This is a genomic window from Acinetobacter sp. YH01019, assembly GCF_013420285.1.
Lineage (GTDB): Bacteria > Pseudomonadota > Gammaproteobacteria > Pseudomonadales > Moraxellaceae > Acinetobacter > Acinetobacter gandensis.
In genome coordinates this window covers 1-18,369 of the sequence record NZ_VOYM01000068.1, presented here as the reverse complement: position 1 = coordinate 18,369, position 18,369 = coordinate 1, and the positions used below count along the sequence as shown (strand labels likewise).

The following is an 18,369-nucleotide window of genomic DNA, read 5'->3' as shown; positions in this document are numbered from 1 at the left end:
TGTTCAAATGGCGATTCAGCGTTTAATTGGTTTTGGGAAAAAAGAAGAGTTTAAGGAGATTTTGGCAATTTTAAGAAGGCAGAAGCCTGATAGGATAAGGGTTCTGTGAAATTTGTCGTGTACAGAGTTGTTTTTTATAATTTTTTAATAAATAAAAAAGACTAAAATACCTGAATCTTGGCATGGATCACACAAACTTAACGTGAAAATTGAATTACATTTTTTACGGTTTATACACAAAACAGCAAAGAATATTAAAAATAATTCAAAATAGTGTGATTTATGTCACATAATGATGTGTAATTTTTGTTATGATAATTCAAAGTTTAATCAAGAATAATTTTTAGTTATGAAAAAACTAATTATACCAATCTTAATGTTGAGTGTTTGCTATCTAGGGTTTTCTGTTTATAAAAATGCTGAATTAAAAAAGCAACAGGAAGCTGATCAAGTATTCAATGAATATGATGATCAGACTTTTAATCGTACTGAACAAGCAAAATTTGCTTATTCTGAAACAATGTCTAAACAAGACATAAATAATAGCTTATAGGTCAAGATACATTATTTTTATATATAATAATACATAAACATATAATTAAAACAGTGATTTAAATTTACTAGATTAATATTGCGATGAAATTGTGGAAACATTAAAAAATCAATGTGTTATAATTTTGCTGCTCATACATTTGGTCAGATTTTATTGAATTTAAGTCTGATTAAATGGAGTTAAAATAAGGCTGCATATGGTTATGCAGCTTTTTTGTTTGCATTTTTCAGTGTGTAATATGCTGAAAAAAGGATTGTTTTAAACCCTAAATCAGCCTTGCTGGCATGTACATTGCTAGAATTTCTACAAAATTAATGATGGGAAAACATCATGATTAATTTTGTGGAATGCCAAAGGCATAAAGTTTACTTAATAGGGGCTAGGTCATGACGACTCCTAATCCATCTTCCGAAAATATGCTTGAACGCCTGTTTAAACTGAGTGAAAACAAAACGACGTTTAAAACAGAAGTGATTGCAGGTGTAACTACATTCCTTACGATGTGTTACATCATTATTGTCAATCCAATGATTTTGTCCGCTACAGGGATGGATCATGGGGCTGTCTTCGTTGCAACCTGTTTAGCCGCAGCTATCGGCTGTTTGGTTATGGGGCTTGTAGCTAACTATCCAATTGCACTTGCGCCCGGTATGGGATTAAACGCGTACTTTACTTATTCTGTATGTTTAGGAATGGGTGTACCTTGGCAAACTGCATTAGCAGCAGTATTTGTATCAGGTTTAATCTTTATCGCAATCAGTATGTTTAAGATTCGTGAGGCGATTGTCAATTCAATCCCAATGTCACTTAAACTTGCGATTGGCGGTGGTATTGGTTTGTTCCTTGCTTTAGTTGCATTAAAAAATGCTGGCATTATTGTGAAGAATGAAGCAACTCTAGTTGGCTTGGGTGATTTGGGTCAACCATCTGTACTGTTGGCTTTGCTTGGCTTCCTATTGATTGTCATTATGCATCAGTTCAAGGTGCGTGGTGCGATCATCATCAGTATCCTTGCAATTACTGCTATTGCAACCATGTTTGGCTTTAATGAATTCCAAGGCGTTGTTGGTCATATTCCATCAATTGCACCGACATTTATGCAAATGGACTTCTCTGGTTTGTTTGAAGCAAGCTTGATTGGTGTAATTTTTGTCTTCTTCTTAGTCGATTTGTTTGACTCTACAGGTACATTGGTGGGTGTTTCTCACCGTGCAGGCTTGTTAAAAGATGGAAAATTACCACGTCTGAAAAAAGCGTTATTTGCTGACTCATCAGCGATTGTTGCAGGTGCTGCATTAGGTACATCTTCAACAACACCTTATATTGAATCTTCTGCAGGTGTTGCTGCGGGTGGTCGTACTGGCTTAACTGCTGTTGTTGTTGCAGTGTTGTTTTTGCTGTGTTTATTCTTGGCACCGCTTGCACAATCTGTACCTGGTTTTGCGACTGCGCCAGCACTACTGTTCGTTGGTGTGTTGATGATTCAAGGTATCGTTCACATTGAATGGGATGATATTACTGAAGCCGTTCCAGCATTTTTAACGATTATTTTCATGCCGTTTACATACTCAATTGCAGACGGTATTGCGATGGGCTTTATTAGCTACGCATTAGTGAAATTGTTCACAGGTAAAGCAGCAACTGTACCGTATATGGTATGGATTATTGCTGTACTTTGGGCACTTAAATTTGCGTTGTTTGGTGGTTAATACACCCTAAACACAGGAGGGTGTAAACGTTGTTTACACCCTTTTTTATTTTCTGAACATGAATTTTACGAGGTTAGGATATGAACCAACTTGAGCTGATTCAACGCATGCCTAAAGCTGAATTGCATGTACATATTGAAGGCACATTTGAGCCTGAGTTAATGTTTGCTATAGCACAGCGCAACCAGATTGAAATCCCGTATAAATCGGTTGAGGAAGTAAAACAAGCATATAACTTTCACAATCTACAATCATTCCTCGACATTTATTATGCGGGTGCAAATGTCCTGATTGTTGAACAAGATTTCTATGATCTAGCGATGGCATATTTTAAAAAATGTGCAGCAGATCATGTGGTTCATACTGAGATGTTCTTTGATCCACAAACCCATACCGATCGTGGTGTTGCATTTGCGACAGTTATAAATGGTTTGCAACGTGCTTGTGACGATGCAAAAGCAAAATTTGGAATTAGCTCACATTTGATTATGTGCTTCTTACGCCATTTGTCAGAAGAAGCGGCATTTGAAACATTGCAACAAGCATTGCCATATAAAGAACAAATTATTGGTGTGGGTTTAGACTCGAGTGAGGTTGGACATCCACCTTCTAAATTTGAGCGTGTATTTGCACAAGCACGTGAAGAAGGTTTCTTGGTGGTTGCACATGCTGGTGAAGAAGGTCCCGCAGAATACGTTTGGGAAGCGCTAGACTTATTAAAAGTGAACCGTGTCGATCATGGCGTTCGTTCTGAAGAAGACCCTAAATTGATGCAGCGTCTCATTGCTGAAAAAATGCCATTAACCGTTTGCCCACTGAGTAATTTAAAACTTTGTGTGGTGAATGATATGGCTGATCATAATATTCGTCGCTTATTGCAGCAAGGTGTACATGTCACTGTCAATTCAGATGATCCATCATATTTTGGTGGCTATATGAATGATAATTTTATTGCTATTGCAGAAGCGCTAGCATTAGATAATGATGAATTGAAACAGCTTGCTATTAATTCATTTGAAGCGTCATTCATATCAGATGAAGATAAGCAAACTTGGGTAGAAAAGATCAAGGCGTTGAATTAAACATCGGCGTATACTACTTAGGCAGTGAATCCTCACTGCCTTTTTTATTTGTCTAAGTTATCTGTCATGAAATCATCGTCAATTTTTTCTTTCAACTTAATCGTTGCTGTTTTAACAGTGGGATTGAGCTCTGCTGCAATGGCGGAAAAGTCGCAAAGTCTCAGTCAAAAAATGTTGAAACCTGTTATCGAATATCAGTGTGGGCAAGAACTGAATGCATCTAAAGTGTGGAAAGGAGCATCTATGTTTATGAGTGCGGCGCAAAAGAAAGACAATCAAACAGCCATTTGCCAGTGTGTGAGTGAACATGCAATGGATGAAATGACAGCTAAAGATTTGATGACAGCCGCGGTAAGTGAATCTGAAAAAAATAAATTAATTTCAAAAGCGGTTTTAAATAGTCTACGTGGTTGTGCGCAGCAGGCACTAAATTAAGACTATTAGGATTTAAAAAGCCACGATAAAGTGGCTTTTTAAATTTTGGAAAAAAATAAAGTTCGAATACTCTATTTCGGTTGTTGCGTCATGCTTTTGAGTACGTGGTCTTTATCAATAAAGTGATGTTTTAATGCTGCAAGAATATGGCCAACTAACAGTACTCCAGCAGCCCAAGAAATCCAAATATGTAAAGGTTTAACAATCGCAAGTAATTCGGGATTGTCTTGTACTAAACGTGGAATTTCAAATAAATACAGCACAGGCGCAGGGTGTCCAGCGCTCCAACTAAATAAACAACCAGTAATTGGAAGTGCTAGTAACATAAAATACAGTGCTAAATGGCCAAAGTGAGCTAATGTCTTCATATTTTTAGACATTGTATTTGGGAGTTCAGGGGCAGGATGGGTGTATCGCCAAAAAATACGAATGACTACAAGGAAAATGATGGTCGTTGCAATATTTTTATGTAAGGTAATGACTTGACCTTTAAAACTACCATCGACGTCATAACTTAAAAAGTTTCCACTATAAAAGCCAATGATCCATGCACCAATAAAAATAATAGCCATTAACCAATGTAGAATTTGAGCAGTACGCGTGTAATATTGCGAATTATTGTTCATTTTGAAAAGTAAAAAATTTATACGATGAAAGATATTAAAGCATTCTTGTGCTTGAAAACATACATGTAACTGAGACACAGTATTGAGAATTTGCAACACTGATTTTGCTGTTAAACTACACAATTACAGCATTATTTTTAAATAGACTTACCGTTTATAGGGCGAGTTGGTGCACAATACGCCCACTGATTAACATAACAAAGGATTCATCTGTGAAAAAATTAGCTGCAGTTCTAGCGCCACTTACCTTAGTTCTTTCTGCATGTGCTGCAACAGGTACCACTGGTACAGGTACTTCGGCTGCAACAACGACCAATAGTCTTGCAATGATGGCGGTTAAAGTAGGCGTGCAAGCGAAATGCGTAACTGAATTAAATAACAATACATATTGGAAAACTGCTTCTAAAGTTTTAACTGAGACTCAAAAGTCTGAACTTCAAACTGAAGTATGTTCATGTGTCGGTGAAAAAGCGACGACCAGTGTTACTGCTACAGATTTAGTTGTTGCGGCAATGGATAAAACGTCACAAGCAAATCTTGCAGCTAAAATTGTTACGAATACATTAAATGCATGCGTAGTTGAAACACTCAAAAACTAAGTATTGAAATAAAACGATCCTCTACGCTGAGCTGGTTTTGGCGCAAGAGGGTCGTTTTTTATTGTGTGAGAAAAGAAATGAAAGTAGCTGGTGCAGATGAGGCAGGGCGTGGCCCATTGGTGGGTTCAGTTGTGGCGGCAGCTGTTATTTTAGATCCAAATAATCCAATTGAGGGATTAAATGACTCTAAAAAGCTCACCGAAAAAAAACGGGAAAAACTGTTTGTCGAAATTAAAGAAAAAGCATTGGCTTGGGCGATTGCTGAAAGTTCGGCTGCTGAAATTGACGAGATCAATATTTTGCAAGCTTCTCTCTTAGCAATGCGTCGTGCTGTTGAACAATTGGCAATTCAACCTGATCACGTGCTGGTTGATGGCAATAAAGTCCCACAAGGGCTTAGCATGAGCTGTGATGCCGTGGTTGGTGGTGATGCAATACATGCTGAAATTTCGGCTGCCAGTATTTTAGCAAAAGTTACTCGAGACCATGAAATGGTAGAACTTGATGCAAAATATCCGCAGTATGGTTTTGCAAAGCATAAAGGCTATCCGACTAAAGCGCATTTTGAAGCGATAGCTGAGTTTGGTGTTATTGATGAGCACCGTCGTAGCTTTGGTCCGGTACGTAAAGTTCTAGAGGCGAAAGCTTAAGCTTTATCTCATTGTGAGATTTGAGAAGAATATTTTAGATAAATTTAAAGCGGCTAATAAGCCGCTTTATTTTTGAAACGCATTTAATCTTAACGATTATAATTGTTCTGTGGAAAATCACCTTCTTCGAAAGAAGGTTGATATTCTTGATCAATATTTTGGAGATGTTCGTGCATCGCACGTTCATGTTGAATGCGTTGGTAGATTTCTTCGCGGTGTACAGATACTTCTTTTGGTGCATTCACACCAATACGAACCTGATTACCTTTAACCCCAAGTACAGTCACGCTGACTTGGTCCCCAATCATTAATGTTTCTCCGACACGACGAGTCAGAATCAGCATGTTTATCTCCTTGCAAAATGCAAAACCTGCAATTGATCAATTATGTAAAATTCATAACCTGTAAAAGCAAAAAAATTTTAACAGAACATCTGAAACATTCATTGTGACAGATACAATTCTAATTAAATTTTTTCAAAATCCTCAGGGTTAATATAACAGAGCCACTATAAAAAAAACTATAGTGGCTCTGTATTTTTACGATGTTTTTCAAAATCTGTCTAACAATGACAAAAATTGACACCTTGCATGGTTAATTAAGCACGAACGCTTGATTCACCAGTTTCGCGGTCAAGACCGAATGCTGTGTGCAGTGCACGTACAGCAAGTTCTAAGTAGTTTTCTTCAATGATCACTGAAATTTTGATTTCAGATGTAGAGATCATCAAAATGTTGATACCTTCTTTTGCAAGTGCTGTAAACATTTTGCTTGCGACACCAGCATGCGAACGCATACCAACACCAACGATTGATACTTTAACGATGTCTGAACGTGTAGCAACTTCACGTGCGCCAATTTCTTGAGCAGTTGCTTCAAGAATTGATTTAGCTTTTGCAAGTTCGCTACGGTTAACAGTGAACGTAAAATCAGTTGTACCATCTTCTTCAACATTTTGGATGATCATATCGATTTCGATGTTTGCATCGCCAATTGGGCACAAAATGTTTGCTGCAATACCTGGTTCGTCTGGAACACCAAGAATTGTTAATTTAGCTTCATCACGGTTGAATGCGATGCCTGAGATGATTGGTTGTTCCATGTTATCTTCCGCTTCTGTGGTGATTAGTGTACCGACGTTTTGTTTAAAGTCTTCGTCGAATGCGCCATCATCGTCATTATCAAAACTTGATAATACGCGTAAAGGCACTTGGTATTTACCTGCAAATTCTACAGAGCGAATTTGAAGGACTTTTGAACCAAGTGATGCCATTTCCAGCATTTCTTCAAAAGAAATACGATCAACTTTTTTCGCTTTTGGAGCGACACGTGGGTCAGTGGTGTAAACACCATCAACGTCTGTGTAGATTTGGCATTCATCTGCTTTGAGTGCTGCAGCAAGTGCCACACCAGAAGTATCTGAGCCGCCACGACCTAAAGTGGTTGTATTGCCATCAGCATCAAAACCTTGGAAACCAGCAACAACAAGTACACGACCGGCATCTAGGTTGGAGGTGAGGACATCTGTGTCAATAGATTCAATACGTGCTTTATTGAACGCGCTGTCGGTTTTAATACCAACTTGACGGCCTGTAAGAGATTTAGCTTCAACACCAATTGAGTTAAGTGCCATTGCTAACATAGAAATCGTTACCTGTTCACCTGTAGACACCATTTGGTCTAATTCGCGTGGATCAGGGGTTTCGGTAATGGCTTTCGCTAAAGCAAGTAGACGATTGGTTTCGCCACTCATTGCAGATACAACAACCACAACTTTGTGACCGTGATCATGCCAACGCTTTACACGACGAGCAACATTTAAAATGCGCTCTGGAGTACCCATTGAGGTACCGCCATATTTTTGAACGATTAATGCCATAACTATCCTTACCAAGTAAATAAGTCTAAAGACTTAAAGCACTTACACATATTTTAAGACCACAATTGAGTGCGGTTTTAATATACCACGTAGCTCCTGAACAATGCCGAGGTAGGTTTTGTTCAATAGATACTTTGTGTCCGCAGGTGGTTCAAGTGAACACAGCCTTTTAGACTCCATCTTCATCATATAACCAGAGGTTGAATGTTGCTTTCAACATGAATGATTGAGTTTGCGTGTATACGCATCAACGTGGTTTAAGTAGGATCCAGCATTAAAAAACACACTACTTAAACCGGTTGATTGGCCTAAGGTAAGGAGAGTCACCTTAGGCGATAGGACTTTTGGTCTTATTTTGCAGCTAACCATGCAACAAGGTCAGTCATTACAGCTTCAAGTTTGTCGCTATATGGCGCACCACCTTGAGCCATGTCAGGTTTACCACCACCTTTACCACCAAGTTCTTGACCAAGGTGCTTGATGATGTCACCCGCTTTTACAGTTGCTGTGTATTCTTTCGCCACTGAAGCAATCAAGCTGACTTTGTCGGCATCTACAGCAGCAATCACGATAACGGCATTGTCTAACTTAGATTTAACACCGTCATGTAAGTTACGCAGTGATTTCGCATCTACATTGTTTACTGTTGTAATTAATGTTTTGCGGCCTGCGATGTCTTGAACTTGACCTAAAAGCTCAGCAGCTTGGAAACTCGCTAGTTTTTGGTTCAATTGTTCAATTTGCTTTTGCAAGCTAGATGCTGTGTGAGAAAGCACTTCAACTTTTTCTAAAGTTTGATCTTTTTGTGCTTTTAACAAATCGTTGATTGCGTGAATATCACGATCAGCTTTTTGTGCTACTTCAACTGCTTTTGTGCCTGTAACAGCTTCTATACGGCGTACGCCAGCAGCAACACCACCTTCAGACGTGATTTTGAATAGACCAATATCACCGGTGCGTTTTACATGAATACCGCCACAAAGTTCAATGGAGAAGTTTTTATCTTCAGAGATTGAACCCATAGACAATACACGTACTTCGTCGCCATACTTTTCACCGAACAACATCATTGCGCCTTTTTCTTTGGCAGCATCGATGTCTAAAAGTTCAGTAGAAACAGCAGTGTTAGCAATCACTTCAGCATTAACAATACGTTCGATTTCTTGCAGTTGTTCAAATGACACAGGTTGGTCATTAGCAAAGTCGAAACGTAATAGTTCGCTTGCAACCAATGAACCCTTTTGTTGTACATGTGTACCCAGTACTTTGCGGAGCGCTGCATGTAGAAGGTGAGTTGCAGAGTGGTTGCGGGCAGTTGCGTCACGCAAATCAGCTTTAACAATTGCTTCTACCGCTTGAGCAGCCTTTAAGTTGCCCATGGTCACGATGCCTTGGTGTACAAAAGCACCACCAGATTTTTTGGTGTCTTGTACTTCAAAAATACCAGTTTCGTTTTTGAAGATACCTGTATCGCCAACTTGACCACCACTTTCTGCATAGAACGGTGTTTGGTTCAGTACGATCAGTGCTTCGTCGCCTTCAAACACTTCGTCAACTTGTTCGCCATCTTTATAGATCGCAACAATTTGACCTTGACCTTGAGTTGCTTCATAGCCATCAAATTGAGTTTCGCCATCAACCTTAACAATGCTGTTGTAGTCAACTGCAAATTTACCAGCATCACGTGCACGTTGACGTTGAGCAGCCATTTCAACTTCAAAGCCAGCTTCATCAATCGTTAAATCACGTTCACGTGCGATGTCAGCAGTTAAGTCAGTTGGGAAGCCATAAGTGTCATAGAGTTTAAATACGGTTTCGCCTGGAATCACTGAACCTTTCAGTTGAGCCAATTCACCTTCAAGCAATTTCAAACCTTGCTCAAGTGTTTTAGCAAACTGTTCTTCTTCTTTCAAAAGCTGTGCTTCGATACGCGCTTTTTGTGCTTCAAGCTCAGGGTATGCAGCGCCCATTACATTAATTAATGGTTGAAGCATTTTGTGGAAGAATGAACCAGTCGCACCTAATTTATTACCGTGACGCACTGCACGGCGAATAATCCGGCGAAGTACATAACCACGACCTTCGTTTGATGGGTTAACACCATCTGCAATGAGGAAGCAGCATGAACGCGCGTGGTCAGCAACCACTTTAAGAGAAGCAGGGTATTCAACAGGTTTATTTTCTGCTTGTGCTTTCGCTTCAAGTTCAGATGTATCTAAACCAATAATTTGTGCAGCGTCTTTGAGTAAGTTTTGGAATAGATCGATTTCGTAGTTTGAGTTTACGTGTTGTAAAACCGCAGAAATACGCTCTAAGCCCATACCTGTATCTACAGAAGGTGCAGGAAGCGGGTGTAATACGCCATCAGCAGTACGGTTAAACTGCATGAATACGTTGTTCCAAATTTCAATGAAACGGTCGCCATCTTCTTCAGGCGTGCCTGGTAAGCCACCCCAAATGTGATCGCCATGGTCAAAGAAGATTTCAGAACATGGACCACATGGACCTGTATCGCCCATTGCCCAGAAGTTATCTGATGCGTATTTTTCGCCTTTGTTATCACCAATACGGATGATACGAGAAGCATCTAGACCAATTTCTTTGTTCCAGATATCAAAAGCTTCATCATCGGTATGGTAAACAGTGGCATATAGTTTATCTTTTGGAAGTGCTAACCATTGTTCGCCAGTTAAAAAGTCCCATGCGAATTTGATTGCATCACGTTTAAAGTAATCACCAAATGAGAAGTTACCCAACATTTCAAAGAATGTATGGTGACGCGCTGTATAACCAACGTTGTCTAAATCGTTGTGTTTACCACCTGCACGTACACATTTTTGTGAAGATGTAGCACGAACGTAGTCACGTTTTTCAAGACCAAGGAAGCAGTCTTTGAACTGGTTCATACCCGCGTTGGTGAACAATAATGTTGGGTCGTTGGCAGGTACCAGAGAACTCGACGCGACACGTGTATGCCCTTGCGATTCAAAGTAGCTTAAAAAAGCTTCGCGAATTTCAGCTGATGTCATAAAACGAGTACTCACAACCAAGTCTCTCCTAATTTCGATTTGGTAATAGCATATCAAGCAAGTCTTACAAAATTTTAAAGCTGGCTTGAGATGCTGACATAAAATTTAAAAACGCTAAATTATAACGGAAAAAGGCGTAGCGACCAATGATTTTCAATGAACTATATGACTTTTTATATAATTCATTTGAATTGATTCATTTTCATTATGGTTGTGAAAATTTTGGCAGTTTTTACTCAATGGTACTTTGGTTTATTTATAAATTTAGGGTGAAATTTGAGATGAAATTTGAGATGAAATTTTACTTAAATCCTAAACGCATTTTCAAATTTTAAAGGCGTGAATGAATCAGCTTATAAGTCAGGATCTGTCTTTTTTATGTGTTGAATGGGGAATTCCTTGCCATCAAATTTGAGCTGATAACGACCTTGGTCATGTTCAGCGGACGCTTTGCAGTTTTTGTGATTGTAATGGCTGCTAATGCTCGACTCTTTGATTAAGAAAATAGGGAAGCCCTTATGGGTTTGATTGCTGATGTGCAAGGTGCGCTTCAATTCTTCAGTATTCCAGTCATCACAAGCACTTTGTGTACTGCTGTTGTAGTTGGTCATTAGTCCATTTAAGACAGCTAAAATTTTTGAATCAGTTTGAATGGCATATAGGTAAAGCAATCGTCTTGATGAATGAATACCGCCTATGTGCGATTGTTTTAAAGCAATACCCACCAAGTCCTGATCTTTTGCATAGGGGGTGAGATCAAATTGAACCTTATCTAAACGTGTCGTAGGCACAATGCCTTTAGGTGACTTAAATACTTTTAGTACTTGAAATGTGCCTTTATCTATAAGATAAAGATTTAGATCATAATTGCCCGCATTGTCCTGAATCACGTCAGTCGCATTACTAGAAAGGGCTAATAATCGACGACTATGCTGAAGTTGAATGCAGTCCTGAAATACAGGTTTATTGGTATTGGCGGAATTATTGTCTGAGAATAGGCGCTGTAATTTTTGTATATCCGCTGATGAACAGTGTTGATATATTTGCGCTGTAGTCTCGGTTGAACCTAATAAAAATATCAAAAATATTGAGATGGAAGCGTAAAAGAGCTTTGTAGGTTTAAGCTTTTGCCAGAACAAATAAAATGGTTGTAGTGTTTGCTTCATCATTGTGATTTATGGTCTATAGAATATTTTTCTTCATTATAAAGTCGAAAAGCTATTTTGAATGTTTTCACTCAACACCCATTTTAATAAGTATTAAGAGAATTAATGATTACGAATTATTGTTGAAATCCTTTAATATATAAGCGCTTTATAACTGTTTCAAAATGAAGGGTAAGTCATGCAACGAGTGGCAATTAACGGATTTGGTCGAATCGGACGTAATGTTTTACGTGCATGGTTTGAAAATCCTAAAGAATTTCATTATGAAATTGTTGCCATTAATGATATTGCTGATGTTGAGACCATGGTGCATTTGTTTAAATACGATACAACACATGGCCGCTTTGCTGGGAATGTTGAAATTATTGAAGAAAATAACAAAATTTTTCTCGATATTCGTTATGCAGATGCACATTTAAATGTCCAAATATTGAATGAAGCCAAACCGCAGAATTTGCCTTGGCAGTTACTCGGTGTCGATGTGGTACTTGAATGTACAGGTCTATTTCGCTCACGCGAAGCAGCCACTCAACATCTAACTGCGGGTGCTAAACGCGTGATTATTGGTGCAGCGCCTTTTGATACCGTTGATGCTGCGATTGTTTATGGTGTAAATCATTACGAAGTCAAAGCCAGTGATCAAATTATTTCTAGTGTGTCATGTACTACGCAAGCCTTAGTACCTTTAGTGAAAATTATTGATGATGCCTTCGGTATAGAAACGGCATTGATGACTGAAATCCATGCAGTCACCGCTGATCAATCTGTTTTGGATCACGCACATCGTGATTTACGTCGTGCCCGTGCTTCAGGTCAAAATATTATTCCGACCACATCTTCGGCTTTGGGTGCACTTAAACGCGTGATGCCTAAAATGGAAGGGCGTATAGATGGATATTCAATTCGCGTACCAACCATCAATGTGGCCGCAATTGATTTAACTTTTATTGCACAATCGCCTGTAACAGTACACCGTATCAATGAAGTCTTAGTAAAGGCTGCACAGCACGATTATGTAGAAATCATGCAAGTGACGGATGAGCCCTTAGTATCGTCCGACTTTAATCATTCACCTTACTCACTAATTGTGGATTTAACCCAAACCATGGTGGTGGGTAATCAAGTGAAAGTTTTTGCTTGGTATGATAATGAATGGGGCTATGCAAATCGTTTACTTGATCTGTGTGAAAGTTTTCATGCTGCATAAAGAAAAATAAGTTTAAAGCATCTCAAAGGAGGTGCTTTTTTACATGACGCTTAGATTTTTCATTGATAATTGAAATACATCTTCGCAAGTTAATGACCTAAAAAATATTGAAAAACATTAAATTCTTTACTTAATATCAATTGATTTTAGTAAGATGAAATACAAATAAATGTAATAAGAGTTTTACGCATGATGCTGATGTTACTTTGGGGATTCATTTTATTATTGTCATTGGCTGTCATATTTTTGATTTGGCTGCAATTTAATCGTGACGTTTCACAATCCACTGCACATGAAACATTACCACTCGAAGAAAAAGTAGCGCATTTAGAAGCGAATTTAAAAAAGACTTTAGAAATTATGCAAGATCTGGCGAAAAAAATGCATACGCAACAAGAAGTACTTGATCAGACCACGCAAAAATTACAAAAAGTTGAATTGCAAAATGCCGAACTCGTGACATTGCTTAGTCAAATGGTGAAATCGGATTGATATTTATCTCAATTATGAGCAAATGTTGAAAAGAAAGCACACACTTTTAAAACACCATGACGAGCCCGCTATGGTGTTTTTTGATTTTCAGATTAAAACCAAACGCAAAAGTGCGGCAGAAGCCATACTGATAGCAACGGTTGGTAAAAGTGAAAAGCGTGAAGCGGCAATCAGCGTAATAATTATGGCAATCATATCTGCTGGATTATCTTTCACGAAATATGGCGCGATCACAGAAATGAGCACACAGCCAGGTACAACTTCCATGATTTGACGTTGCTTATTGGTTAAGCTACGATTTTTCAATAAAACATAGCCCAATATGCGGGTGAGATAGGTTGTCGCAGCAATGAATAGAATAGCGATTACGGTCGGTGTGTGAATCATGCCTCATCTCCAATCAAGAAAAAGGCAGAGACAATGCCACTGATAGCACCAATTGGAACATACCAGCCCGAAGGTAAATACAAATAGGCAAGTGCTGCGGTGATGAGACTAATCAGCCATGGACGAGCTGCGCTCATGCCTTTCCACATACTGCGTAACAGCACTAAAAAAACAGCAGGGAATGCCATGTCAAATCCGAAGCGATTGATATCGCCTAATACAGGACCGATCACAGCACCTAAAGTGGTGAACCCGACCCACATTAAATAAAGGGCAAAGCACAAACCCGCATAAAACATCATGCTAAATGCGCGGTGATAACCGACCAATTGTGCTTTTTTTTGTGCATCTGCTAAACCCACGGCCCAACTTTCATCCACCATAAAGAATAAGGCTGGAAAAACAGTTTTATTCGGGAGATGACGTAAATACGGTACTAAACTTGCTCCCATCAATAAATGTCGACAATTCACTAAAAATGTAATGAAAACCAACATCAAAATATTGGGGGGATTAGTCCACATTTCTAAAATGGCAAATTCAGAGCCACCAGCAAAGTTTAAACCTGTGAGTAATGGAACTTCGAGTGTACTGAAGCCTTTTTGAGTGGCTTGAGCGCCTAAAACCAATGCAAACGGTGTGATGCCTAAGAGCAAAGGAATTGATGTTTTGAGTCCACGCTTAAACTCGAGCACTTGCGGTGACGAAGTTGAGTGTGATGTGGTGTTTCTAAACAACAACATGCTTAAGCTCTTTGCATTAAAATAATTAGAACAGCTATTTTAGGTGGATTTTATGGAAATTAGGCGCTGATTTTTGCATCTTTAGCTTTATGTTTAAACTAATATTGCTAAAATATAAATAAATTTGGAATTTAGTGTTAAAAGATGGATCAGATTGATAAGCGCATTTTGCAGGAATTGCAGATAAATGGAAAATTGCAAAATAATGAACTTGCGCAATTGGTAGGATTATCTCCATCGCCATGTTTGCGTCGGGTCAAACAGCTTGAAGATGACGGTTATATCGAAAAATATGTTGCACTGTTAAATGCCAATAAACTAAATCTTGGGCTGACGGTTTTTGCGCGTATTTGGTTGAAAGGGCAGGATGCAAAAACTGTGAATGGTTTTGTGGATGCGATCCAAACCATGCCAGAAGTAGTGGAATGTCAACTCATGGCAGGCGATTGTGACTTCTTTTTAAGAATTGTAGTTGCCGATTTGGAAGCTTATCGTAAGTTTCAAATTCATCATTTAACACAAATTGAATGTGTGCAAAATGTCAAAACTGAAATTCCTTTACAGACGGTGAAAAAGACCACGGCATTGCCATTGGAATAAATTTTTAGGTTTTAAAGCTAAATGTTTGAACGCTAAGAATTTTTGTAAATAGTCCTTCAAAGTGTATTTATTGTATAGATTAGTGAATGATATTTTATCAAATGGTTGAAATAAATTTGGTTGTGAAATTTAAAAGGTAATAATAAACAATTATTTATGAATATTAAGAAGTAAGTCTGATTATTCTATAAGTAGTTATGCATCTTTTATAAAAAAGTCATGTGCAAGCTGAAAACTATCGTGCTAAACTAGGAGAAATCGGGTGTGCTCCCGATTTTTTTATGCGGATTCGTTCCGCGCTGACATGAATTTAGGTTTACAACATGCCCATTTCAGAGACATGGTTATTACCTGATGGTGTAGCTGATGTACTGCCAGAACAGGCGCAAGTGATTGAATCTTTGCGTCGTAAAGCATTAGATTTCCTCGCATCTCGAGGTTATCAGTTGGTGTACACGCCATTCATTGAATACATCGAATCTCTATCTTCTCTTTCAGAATCGAATCAAGATTTAGACTTAGCCACTTTTAAAGTTATCGATCAGTTGTCTGGTCGTTTACTTGGTGTGCGTGCCGATATGACACCACAAGTGGCTCGTATTGATGCGCATGTACATCCTGTCGAAGGTGTAGCTCGTTATTGCTACGCTGGAACAGTGTTACATACTAAGCCTCAGGGATTTAATACCACACGTGCACCATTACAATTAGGTGCAGAACTTTTTGGTTCGGACAGCATTGATGCTGACGTTGAGTTGATCGATGTCATGATTAACTTGCTTCAAACAGCAGGTCATTCAGACGGTATCCATCTAGATTTAGGGCATGTCGGTTTATTCCGTAGCTTGGTTAAGCAAGCTGGTTTAAGTAAAGCGATTGAACGTCAGCTTTCTGACTTGTATCAACGTAAAGCTTTGCCTGAGTTGGCTGAATTCACACAAACGCTTCAATTCGGTCAAGATTTTTATACCTTAGGTCGTTTTGCAAGTGATTTAGATGCGTTACAAGCAAATTTAAGTGCTGAAGTTTTAAATAACGAAGCATTTAAACTTGCATTTGATGCAGTGAAATCGACACAAGCCGCAATTCAGGCGCGTTGGCCAGAACTACATATTGGTATCGATGTCGTTGAACTTCGTTCATATCACTACCACACTGGTTTAATGTATGCCGTTTATGCACCAAACCGTGCTGCACCACTGGCTCAAGGTGGTCGCTATGATGGTATTGGTGAACATTTTGGTCGTGCACGTCCAGCAACAGGCTTCTCTTGTGACTTATATGCATTAACTGCGGGTCAAGTTCAGAGTGCTAAAGTTTTGGTTGCACCCAAAGGTATTGAAGCAGATTTATTAAATGCAATTGCATCAGCACGAAACGAAGGTTTCAGTGTGGTTCAATTGTTAGGTAATGATGATTTAAGCTCAGTTTCATCTGCAAGCCATCAATTGGTGAATGCAAATGGCGAGTGGACAATCAAACAAATTTAATCGCGTGATGTGTATCTCACATAAACGTTTTTCAATTTTAACAGCATGATGCAATGAGGCTATTATGGGCAAGAATGTTGTGGTACTTGGTACCCAATGGGGCGACGAAGGTAAAGGTAAGATCGTCGACCTGCTCACAGATCAAGCGGCTGCGGTAGTTCGTTATCAAGGCGGACACAACGCAGGTCATACACTTGTGGTTGGTGGTAAGAAAACTGTATTACACCTCATTCCATCTGGTATTTTACGTGAAAACGTATTGTGCTTAATTGGTAACGGTGTTGTTCTTTCTCCTGAAGCACTTATCCATGAAATGGATGTTTTAGAGAAAGAAGGCGTGCCAGTTAAAGAACGTTTACGTATTTCTCCAAACTGTCCTTTAATTCTTCCAAACCACATCGCACTTGACCAAGCGCGTGAGAAAAAACGTGGTAATGCGAAAATCGGTACTACAGGTCGTGGTATTGGTCCAGCGTATGAAGATAAAGTGGCTCGTCGTGCAGTACGTGTTGCGGACTTGGTACGTGGTGGTGATCATCTTAAAGCTCAACTTGAAGAGCTGCTTGAATACCATAACTTCCAATTGACTCAATTCTACGGCGTAGAAGCAGTTAAATTAGAAGACGTAATCGCGCTTTGTGACGAATGGCGTAAAGTGGTTGCTCCATTAGTGATGGATGTAACAGGCGAATTGCATAAATACCGTAAAAACGGTGACAATATCATGTTTGAAGGCGCTCAAGGTTCACTTCTTGACGTTGACCATGGTACATATCCATATGTAACGTCTTCAAACACAACTGCGGGCGGCGTAAGCTCGGGTTCAGGTCTTGGTCCTTTGCACCTTGACTATGTATTGGGTATTACTAAAGCATACACAACTCGTGTAGGTGCTGGTCCATTCCCTACAGAACTTGTTTACGATGCAGCGAATGATGTTGGTGATGCAATCGGTAAACACTTGGGTACTGTTGGTTCAGAATTTGGTGCGTCTACTGGTCGTCAACGTCGTTGTGGTTGGTTCGATGCTGAAATCCTTCGCCGTTCTGTAGAAGTGAACTCACTTTCTGGTATTTGCTTAACTAAACTTGACGTTCTTGATGGTTTAGAAGAAGTGAAAATCTGTGTAGGTTACGAAGCAGCAGATTCGGGTTGTATCGGTTCTTCTGATGCGCTTGCATTTGAAACTTTAAAACCAATCTATGAAACTATGCCAGGTTGGTCTGAGTCTACTTTCGGTGCAAAATCAATTGATCAATTGCCTGAAGCAGCTATAAACTACGTTAAACGCCTTGAGCAGTTAATTGAATGTCCAATCGACATCATTTCAACTGGTCCAGACCGTGATGAAACGATTATTCTACGTCACCCATTCGATGCTTAATACGCATTAGAACTCAGACGTTGAAAGGCCTCGCTCATGCGAGGCTTTTTTTATATAAATTGTTTTAGTTAAAATGAATAATAAATTGAATTGTTAAATAAAACATATTGATTCAAAAAGATTTTAAAAAAATATGTAAAAATATTGAGAGATTAATTTTTTTGTATATATTTGACATTCTTTATAAATAACTAGAGATCATTATAAATTATCTCTGTACACGACAAAAATAGATAACTCATTGAAATAATGTCACAATAATTGTTTTCTAACGACGAATACTATGACACATCTCAATGAGCTATATCTTATCTTAAACAAATATCTAAAATGGAACA

18 protein-coding genes are annotated in these 18,369 nt (G+C 38.8%); 11 read left to right on the top strand and 7 right to left on the bottom strand.

Annotated elements, in window-relative coordinates; genetic code table 11:
- Positions 1–349 precede the first annotated feature (349 nt).
- The 4 genes from FTT84_RS14010 to FTT84_RS13995 all read left to right on the top strand — a co-directional run bounded on the left by FTT84_RS14010 (position 350) and on the right by FTT84_RS13995 (position 3,779).
- The gene (locus FTT84_RS14010) at positions 350–553 is read left to right on the top strand and encodes a hypothetical protein (protein WP_067762639.1); all 204 of its coding nucleotides are present in this window, start codon (positions 350–352) and stop codon (positions 551–553) included.
- 386 nt (positions 554–939) lie between these two features.
- Complete coding sequence (locus FTT84_RS14005; protein WP_067762638.1) at positions 940–2,262, top strand: NCS2 family permease; 1,323 nt, start codon at positions 940–942, stop codon at positions 2,260–2,262.
- Between the two features lie 80 nt (positions 2,263–2,342).
- A complete protein-coding gene (locus tag FTT84_RS14000) occupies positions 2,343–3,344 on the top strand; it encodes an adenosine deaminase (RefSeq protein ID WP_180057413.1) in 1,002 nt (333 codons plus the stop codon).
- Between the two features lie 66 nt (positions 3,345–3,410).
- Positions 3,411–3,779, top strand: coding sequence for a hypothetical protein (locus FTT84_RS13995; protein WP_067762636.1), 369 nt, complete (start codon positions 3,411–3,413; stop codon positions 3,777–3,779).
- 71 nt (positions 3,780–3,850) lie between these two features.
- Here FTT84_RS13995 and FTT84_RS13990 read toward each other — a convergent pair whose 3' ends face one another.
- The gene (locus FTT84_RS13990; protein WP_067762669.1) at positions 3,851–4,405 is read right to left on the bottom strand and encodes a cytochrome b; all 555 of its coding nucleotides are present in this window, start codon (positions 4,403–4,405) and stop codon (positions 3,851–3,853) included.
- A 212-nt stretch (positions 4,406–4,617) separates the two neighbouring features.
- Between FTT84_RS13990 and FTT84_RS13985 the strand changes: the two genes are divergently transcribed.
- Both FTT84_RS13985 and rnhB read left to right on the top strand, forming a co-directional pair.
- A complete protein-coding gene (locus FTT84_RS13985) occupies positions 4,618–5,004 on the top strand; it encodes a hypothetical protein (protein ID WP_067762635.1) in 387 nt (128 codons plus the stop codon).
- 77 nt (positions 5,005–5,081) lie between these two features.
- The gene (rnhB, locus tag FTT84_RS13980) at positions 5,082–5,654 is read left to right on the top strand and encodes a ribonuclease HII (RefSeq protein ID WP_067762634.1); all 573 of its coding nucleotides are present in this window, start codon (positions 5,082–5,084) and stop codon (positions 5,652–5,654) included.
- Between the two features lie 89 nt (positions 5,655–5,743).
- On the opposite strand, the gene csrA is transcribed toward rnhB, so the two are convergent.
- The 4 genes from csrA to FTT84_RS13960 all read right to left on the bottom strand — a co-directional run bounded on the left by csrA (position 5,744) and on the right by FTT84_RS13960 (position 11,731).
- Positions 5,744–5,998, bottom strand: coding sequence for a carbon storage regulator CsrA (gene csrA, locus FTT84_RS13975; protein WP_067762633.1), 255 nt, complete (start codon positions 5,996–5,998; stop codon positions 5,744–5,746).
- A 254-nt stretch (positions 5,999–6,252) separates the two neighbouring features.
- Complete coding sequence (locus FTT84_RS13970) at positions 6,253–7,533, bottom strand: aspartate kinase (RefSeq protein WP_067762632.1); 1,281 nt, start codon at positions 7,531–7,533, stop codon at positions 6,253–6,255.
- A gap of 350 nt (positions 7,534–7,883) precedes the next feature.
- Positions 7,884–10,577, bottom strand: a complete 2,694-nt coding sequence (alaS, locus tag FTT84_RS13965; protein WP_171256655.1) for an alanine--tRNA ligase — start codon at positions 10,575–10,577, stop codon at positions 7,884–7,886.
- A 338-nt stretch (positions 10,578–10,915) separates the two neighbouring features.
- Positions 10,916–11,731, bottom strand: coding sequence for a hypothetical protein (locus FTT84_RS13960; protein ID WP_067762629.1), 816 nt, complete (start codon positions 11,729–11,731; stop codon positions 10,916–10,918).
- Between the two features lie 175 nt (positions 11,732–11,906).
- Between FTT84_RS13960 and gap the strand changes: the two genes are divergently transcribed.
- On the top strand, positions 11,907–12,935 hold the full coding sequence (gene gap / locus FTT84_RS13955; protein ID WP_067762628.1) for a type I glyceraldehyde-3-phosphate dehydrogenase: 1,029 nt from the start codon (positions 11,907–11,909) through the stop codon (positions 12,933–12,935).
- Positions 12,936–13,130: 195 nt separating this feature from the next.
- Positions 13,131–13,427 carry a hypothetical protein gene (locus tag FTT84_RS13950; protein ID WP_180057444.1) on the top strand — a complete coding sequence of 99 codons (297 nt, stop codon included), beginning with the start codon at positions 13,131–13,133 and terminating at the stop codon, positions 13,425–13,427.
- Between the two features lie 87 nt (positions 13,428–13,514).
- Here the strand turns inward: FTT84_RS13950 and FTT84_RS13945 are convergent, their stop codons facing one another.
- Complete coding sequence (locus FTT84_RS13945) at positions 13,515–13,814, bottom strand: AzlD family protein (RefSeq protein ID WP_180057416.1); 300 nt, start codon at positions 13,812–13,814, stop codon at positions 13,515–13,517.
- Complete coding sequence (locus FTT84_RS13940) at positions 13,811–14,557, bottom strand: AzlC family ABC transporter permease (protein ID WP_180057419.1); 747 nt, start codon at positions 14,555–14,557, stop codon at positions 13,811–13,813. The genes FTT84_RS13945 and FTT84_RS13940 overlap by 4 nt, the downstream gene beginning before the upstream one ends.
- Positions 14,558–14,701: 144 nt before the next feature.
- On the opposite strand from FTT84_RS13940, the gene FTT84_RS13935 reads away from it, so the two are divergent.
- The 3 genes from FTT84_RS13935 to FTT84_RS13925 all read left to right on the top strand — a co-directional run bounded on the left by FTT84_RS13935 (position 14,702) and on the right by FTT84_RS13925 (position 18,031).
- The gene (locus FTT84_RS13935) at positions 14,702–15,157 is read left to right on the top strand and encodes an Lrp/AsnC family transcriptional regulator (RefSeq protein ID WP_067762625.1); all 456 of its coding nucleotides are present in this window, start codon (positions 14,702–14,704) and stop codon (positions 15,155–15,157) included.
- A gap of 323 nt (positions 15,158–15,480) precedes the next feature.
- The gene (locus FTT84_RS13930; RefSeq protein ID WP_180057421.1) at positions 15,481–16,647 is read left to right on the top strand and encodes an ATP phosphoribosyltransferase regulatory subunit; all 1,167 of its coding nucleotides are present in this window, start codon (positions 15,481–15,483) and stop codon (positions 16,645–16,647) included.
- Between the two features lie 64 nt (positions 16,648–16,711).
- The gene (locus FTT84_RS13925; protein ID WP_067762623.1) at positions 16,712–18,031 is read left to right on the top strand and encodes an adenylosuccinate synthase; all 1,320 of its coding nucleotides are present in this window, start codon (positions 16,712–16,714) and stop codon (positions 18,029–18,031) included.
- Positions 18,032–18,369 lie beyond the last annotated feature (338 nt).